The 6,223-nt window shown below is 71.4% G+C and carries 4 protein-coding genes; 2 read left to right on the top strand and 2 right to left on the bottom strand.

Going from position 1 to position 6,223, the window contains the following annotated elements; genetic code table 11:
• On the bottom strand, positions 1–571 hold a 571-nt coding region (locus tag MXD58_RS31720), incomplete at its 3' end, for a hypothetical protein (RefSeq protein WP_518478304.1).
• A 179-nt stretch (positions 572–750) separates the two neighbouring features.
• Between MXD58_RS31720 and MXD58_RS17635 the strand changes: the two genes are divergently transcribed.
• The gene (locus MXD58_RS17635) at positions 751–1,971 is read left to right on the top strand and encodes an acetyl-CoA C-acetyltransferase (protein WP_248838477.1); all 1,221 of its coding nucleotides are present in this window, start codon (positions 751–753) and stop codon (positions 1,969–1,971) included.
• A gap of 6 nt (positions 1,972–1,977) precedes the next feature.
• On the opposite strand, the gene MXD58_RS17630 is transcribed toward MXD58_RS17635, so the two are convergent.
• Positions 1,978–3,003: a phosphatase PAP2 family protein gene (locus MXD58_RS17630; protein ID WP_248838478.1), complete on the bottom strand. Its 1,026-nt coding sequence runs from the start codon at positions 3,001–3,003 to the stop codon at positions 1,978–1,980.
• A gap of 559 nt (positions 3,004–3,562) precedes the next feature.
• Between MXD58_RS17630 and MXD58_RS17625 the strand changes: the two genes are divergently transcribed.
• Positions 3,563–6,160 (top strand): efflux RND transporter permease subunit, encoded by a 2,598-nt coding sequence (locus MXD58_RS17625; RefSeq protein WP_248838479.1) that lies wholly within the window; start codon positions 3,563–3,565, stop codon positions 6,158–6,160.
• The last annotated feature ends 63 nt before the right edge of the window (positions 6,161–6,223 follow it).

The following is a 6,223-nucleotide window of genomic DNA, read 5'->3' as shown; positions in this document are numbered from 1 at the left end:
TTCGACCGCGGGCGGGCGCCGACGAGCAGGGCGACGTTCGTGCCCTCGAACGCGCGCTTGGCGTCGTCGAACACGTCACACCGGCGAGCAGCGGGAAGGCGCTGTCCTCAACCTCGAGCGCCGTGCCCTCGGCCGCCCGCGGCCCGGGCCACGCGCCAGGTACCGCCCCCGTATGTGACCCCTCCAACTGCATCCGCCTCATCGGCGGCCGTCGCGTCGGCGGCCGGCCCACCCACTCCACCGGCGCCGGCTGCCTCGGCGCCCGACCCGGCGGCGGCGTCGCCCGGCCTGGCTCGCCGACGGCCAGGTGATCCAGCCACACCGCCCGGTGACGCAACACCTCGGCGTCGTGCTCGAGCAGGCGCGCCCAGCGGGCGAGGTCGCTGTCGAGCCGCTCCCGCAGGGGCGACTCCCCCGTTCGGGCCACCACGAGGGCCACGGTTGCCAGGTCGTGCGCCGCGGCGGTCGTCTCGGTCGCGAGGCGCCACAGGGTGGCGGCCTGGGCGCGCAGGTCCGCCGCCGATCCCGGCGACAGGCCAGCGCCGCCGGCGATGGCAGGTCCAGAACGCATCGATCGTCCGTTCGCGTCGTCCCCGTCCCGCTGATCGCAGCGTAGGCCGGCGCCACCTGGACCATGAAGGCGACCGCTCGTAGCCGCGACCCGTGGCGTCGGATCGCGCTAAGGTTTGATCATTTGGTCGGGTGCGTCCGTGTTCCCCGAACACGGCGCCGAGTGTCGGGAGGGCGCACGTGCCCGAGGCCGTTGTCGTCGCCGCCGCCCGATCACCGATCGGACGGGCCTTCAAGGGCTCGTTGTCCGGCCTGCGCGCGGACGACCTGGCCGCGACGATCGTGCGGGCCGCGCTCGACCAGGTGCCGATGGTGGACCCGACCGGGATCGATGACCTGATCGTCGGCTGCGGCCTGCCCGGCGGCGAGCAGGGGCACAACATCGGCCGCGTCGTGGCCGTCACTCTCGGGCTGGACGGGGTTCCGGGCACCACCGTTGCTCGCTACTGCGCCTCGTCCCTGCAGGCGATCCGGACAGCGATGCACGCCATCCGGGCCGGCGAGGGTGATGTGTTCGTGGCGGCCGGGGTCGAGGTCATCAGCGGCTTCCTGCGGGGCAACAGCGACAGCCTGCCGGACACCCAGAACCCGGGCTACGCCGCCGCCCAGGAACGCACGGCCGCCCGCGCGCTGGCCGGCAGCCTGCCGTGGACGGATCCGCGGGACATCGGGGAGTTCCCCGACGTGTACATGGCCATGGGCCAGACGGCGGAGAACGTCGCCCAGCTCACCGGGATCAGCCGCGCCGAGCAGGACGCCTTCGCCTGCCGGTCGCAGAACCTCGCGGAGCGGGCGGTCGCCGACGGTTTCTACAAGCGCGAGATCACCCCCGTCCGGCTGCCGGACGGAACGGTCGTCGACAGCGACGACGGGCCGCGGCCGGGCACGACCGTCGAGGCCCTGGCCGCGCTGTCACCGGTGTTCCGCCCCGACGGCACGGTAACCGCGGGTAACGCCTGCCCGCTCAACGACGGCGCGGCGGCGATCGTCGTCATGAGTGACAGCCGGGCCCGCGAACTCGGCGTGACCCCGATGGCCCGGCTCGTCTCCACCGGCGTCAGCGCGCTGTCGCCGGAGATCATGGGGCTCGCCCCGGTGGAGGCATGCCGGCGGGCGCTCGCCCGGGCCGGGATGTCGATCGACGACGTGGATCTCGTCGAGATCAACGAGGCCTTCGCCGCGCAGGTCGTGCCCACCTATCGCCAGCTCGACGTGGATCTCGCGAAGCTGAACGTGCACGGAGGCGCCATCGCGCTGGGTCACCCGGTCGGCATGACCGGCGCACGCATCCTGACGACGCTGGTCAACGGCCTGCGGAACACCGACACGACGATCGGCCTCGAGACGATGTGTGTCAGCGGCGGCCAGGGCATGGCGCTGGTGGTGGAACGGCTGTCCTGACCGGGGTCAGTCCGCGGGAACGTCGCCCCGCGCCACCTCGGCCGCCGGTGTCGTCGTCGCGGCCGGTGACGTCGCGCGCGGCCGGCGTGCGGTGAGCCCCTCCCGGTCGGCGTACTGCCGAGCCGGCGGCACCCCGGCCGCGGCGGCACCGTCGTTTCCGCCGGCCACGGCCACGCTGGCCAGCCCGGTGGGTTGACCGCGGACGGGCAGCCGCAACGTGATCGCCCACAGCCGCAGCCGGGCCTGCACCTCGGGCCGGGTGAGCTGGACGGCGGTGACGACCAGCGCTGCGCCGATGATGCCGTCGATCCAGTAGTGGTTCGCGGTGACGACGACGACCAGCGTCGTGATCACCGGATGGGCGATGGCGAGCCACCGTGCCCGGGTGCGCAGGATGGTGATGACACCCCACGCCTCCAGGATCGCCCACCCGATGTGCAGGCTGGGCATGGCCGCGTACTGGTTGGCGACGGTGTCGTGCGGCCCGTAGGGCGACGGCCCGAAGACCGCTCCGGTGTCGACGAGGTCGATGTCGGGCACCATCCGCGGCAGGAAACGCGGCGGCGCCAGCGGATAGGCGATGTGAATGAGCAGTGCCACCCCGGTGGACATCACGATGACCGTCCGTACCCGGCTCCACGCGGGCCGGTGCATGATCAGTACCCAGAGCAGGAACACGATCGCCGCTGGAAAGTGCACCGTGATGTAGAACCGGTTCGCGAACTCGAGCAGATGTGTCGATCGCAGCGCCACGGACTGCATCGACGACTCGTTCGGGAGATCGAAAAGGCGCTCGAGGCTCCAGATGCGGCGCGCGTGGTGCAGAGCCTCCGACTCCCGGCCGACGGCGTAGTGCCGCCCGAGGTCGTAGAGCACGTACAGCGAGGCCAGCAGCACGATCTGGCTGAGGACGAACGCGCTCGAACGCAGAACGGCGATCGCCCGGCCGCGCCGGCCCTGGCCGGAGCCGTCCGCCAACTGGCCGGACCGCTTTGGAGCATTGAGTATCGCCTGGCTCGTAGCGCTCACCATGAGCGGCTCCGCAACATCTGCGCCTCCCCACGCCGACACGCCCCGTTAACCCACTCCGTCGTTCCTACCGACCGATCGGTAAGGACGCATGCGAACTACCTGTGAGATACGGCTCAGTCAGGCAAGCTCTTCTCGACGTCCGACGCTCAACCGCATACCCGACGCGACTGGGGCAGGGCGGGCGATCCGGGCCTGTGCAGCGCGTTTCTTACCCGGACATGAACGACAGGGAACCCGCACCAGTCGGTTTCTCTACGCAGAACAGACGTTCTGACCGACCTGTCGGACATCCGACAGGCAGTCGATCAGCCCCTCGGCATCCAGGTCACCTGCTGCCCGAAGAGGTTGACGCGACTTCACTACGTGTCCAGAGTGGGTACGAATGCCGCCGAGAACTACGCATAGCACTTAGGTGGTCTCGCACGGAGTGCACGAAAGGTTCAGGCAGCAGAGCTGTTCCCGCCCAAGTGTGACGTGCGTTATACATCCAGAGGTGCGGACCTCGGATCTCCCGCCTCGCGCTGGTCCGGAGGCCATCGACGACTCCGGAGCGTGCCCGATGCCCCCAAGCACCACCCCCGAAGACGACTCGCCGAACCGGCCCGACCGGGCAACCGGCGCACCCGCGTCGCCGCGCGCACGGCTGATCCGCGCCGGCCGGCGACCCGCCGTGGTCGCCCTGGTGATGCTGCTCATCACCGTCGGCCTCGGGTTCGGGCTGACCCGGCTGGAGTTCACCACCAGCCAGGACAACTACCTCGACAGCGGTTCGCGGATCGCCAGGGACAACGTCGAGTACCAGTCCCTGTTCGGCGGTGAAGCGATGATCACCCTGTTCACCGTCGCGCCCGGGTCGAGCACCGCCGACCTGTTCACCGCGCGCAACGTCAGGCAGTTCGAGGACGTGCGCAAGCGGCTCGACGCCGACCCGCGGATCGAGTCCGTGGTCACCCCGCTGACCGCCCTGGAGTTCACCGACAAACTGGTGAGCGGGGCCGGCGGCGACGCGCTGAAGAGCCCGGCGGCCGGCATCCTGCTGCGGGCGCAGAGCCGTGATCCCGACAAGGCGTCCGCGCAGCGCCGCCTCGCCGACTCGCTGCGGACCCTGGAACGGATCAACGCGGTCCCCGCGCCGCGGCGGACCCTCGACAACCCGGCCTGGATCGACGTCCTGCTGCACGACAACACCGGCGCGGTGCGCAAGTCGCTGGAGCCGTTCTTCCCGACCACATCCACCGCACAGATGGTCACCCGGCTGCGGGGCAACGCGTCGCTGACGCAGGAGGGCGACGGCGCCCGCGTGGTCGAGCAGGCCACCGCCGGGCTGACCTTCGACCACGCCCAGGTGATGACCACCGGCGCGCCCGTCCTGCTCCGGACCATCAACGACTACCTGCGTGGCGGTTTCCTCACCCTCGGGGCCCTCTCGCTGGTGCTGATGGCCGGGCTGCTGCTGGCCGCGTTCGCGGTGCGCTGGCGGCTGCTGCCGCTCGGCGCGGTCGCCGTGGGCCTCGTCTGGGCCTTCGGCCTCGCCGGGTACGTCGGGGTGCCGCTGTCGGTGGTGACGATCGCCGGCCTGCCCGTCCTGCTCGGCGTGGGCATCGACTTCGCGGTGCAGCTGCACAGCCGGATCGAGGAGGAGGCCCAGCTCGACCGTGCTCGCAGCCCGGTGGTCGCCGCGCTGGTTGGGCTGCGCTGGGCGCTGGCGGCCGCGACGGTCGCCGCCATGCTCTCCTTCTTGGCCCTGGAGTTCAGCCAGGTTCCGATGATCCGGGACTTCGGGACGCTGCTCGCGCTCGGCCTGCCGGTGATCGTCGTCGCCACCGTGCTGCTGCTCGCCGCCACTCTTGACGCCCGCGAGCGGCGCCGGCCCACCGCGGCGCGCGACTACACCCACGGCCCGCTGGGGCGGCTCGTCGTCCGCCTCGGCGGCCTGCCGCGGATCACCGCCATCCCGCTGGTCGTCGCCGCGGTGGCGATCTTTGCCGGCGGGATCGCGGCGGACGGCCACCTGACCGTCCAGACCGACCCGGAGAAGTGGGTCAACCAGCACAGCCAGGTCATCAAGGACATCAACACGCTGCGCGCGCGCACCGGCTCGGCCAGCGAGCTGGGCGTCTACGTGCAGACGCCGAACGTCTTCGACGACGCGACCGCCGCCTTCGTCGGCCGGTTCGCGAACACTCAGCTCGACACGCACCGCAGCGACCTCGTGGACACCTCCAGCCTGGTGACGATCGTGGGCTACCTGATGGAGGTCCCGAACACCACGACGATCATGCCGACCGGCCAGGACATCCGGGCCGCCTACGCAGTGGCGCCGCCCGACATCCAGCGCAGCACCGTCAACCTCCAGCACAACGCGCTGAACATGGTCTTCCGTACCGGTTCGGGCTCGCTGGAGCGCCGGGCCGCGGTCGTCGCCGACATCCGGGCGAACACCCACCCGCCGGCCGGCATCCGGGCCACGCCGTCCGGGCTGGCTGTCGTCGGCACCGGCCTGGTGGCAAGCTTCAAGCACAACCGGGCGGAGCTGACCTACTACGCCCTGATCGCGGTCTTCCTCCTGTTGCTGCTGGTGCACCGCAACCTGGTGCGGGCGGCGCTGTCGCTGGTGCCGGTGCTCATCGCGGTCGGGCTCAGCTCGCTCATCGCCCTGGCGATCGGCGTCGACCTGAGCCCGCTCACCGCCGTGAGCGGTCCACTGATCATCGCGTTGTGCTCCGAGTTCACGACGCTTCTCGTGTTCCGGCATCTCGAGGAACGCGGCCACGGTCACGACCCCCGGCAGGCGGCGGAGCGGACCGCCGCCCGCACCGGACGGGCGTTCATGGTCTCGGCGATGGCGGCCGTCATCGGCGTCGGCGTGCTCGCGATCAGCTCCCTGCCGCTGCTGCGCGACTTCGGCCTGCTGGTCGCGCTGAACGTGGCGGTCGCGCTGCTGTCCGCGCTGGTGGTTCTGCCGCCCATTCTCGTGTGGGCCGACGAACACGGCTGGGTCCACCGTCCGCGCGCCGGCCTGCCAGTGACAAATGCGGACGAAGCCGCATATCCAGCAACGGGGAGTAGCGCGAACGGTCGAGGCCTCCCCGGTACCCAGGACCGCGCGGGCGCCTCCGCCGCCGGCCGCGGCGAGCCCACACCACCCTCCGTCTAGGCAGCTCAACGGCCTCGTCGCGGAGCGCGGGCGGGGCCGGGGGCAGCGACCCCGGTCCCGGCC

It is taken from the genome of Frankia sp. AgKG'84/4 (assembly GCF_023242965.2).
Taxonomy (GTDB): domain Bacteria; phylum Actinomycetota; class Actinomycetes; order Frankiales; family Frankiaceae; genus Frankia.
The sequence above is the reverse complement of the archived record's forward strand: the minus strand, read 5'-3'. Positions and strand labels throughout refer to the sequence as shown.

What these genes read in the sequence shown, in the direction of transcription:
- MXD58_RS17630 (WP_248838478.1), bottom strand. Translation starts at nt 3,003, where the DNA reads ATGGTGAGCGCTACGAGCCAGGCGATACTCAATGCTCCAAAGCGGTCC.
- MXD58_RS17625 (WP_248838479.1), top strand. Translation starts at nt 3,563, where the DNA reads ATGCCCCCAAGCACCACCCCCGAAGACGACTCGCCGAACCGGCCCGAC.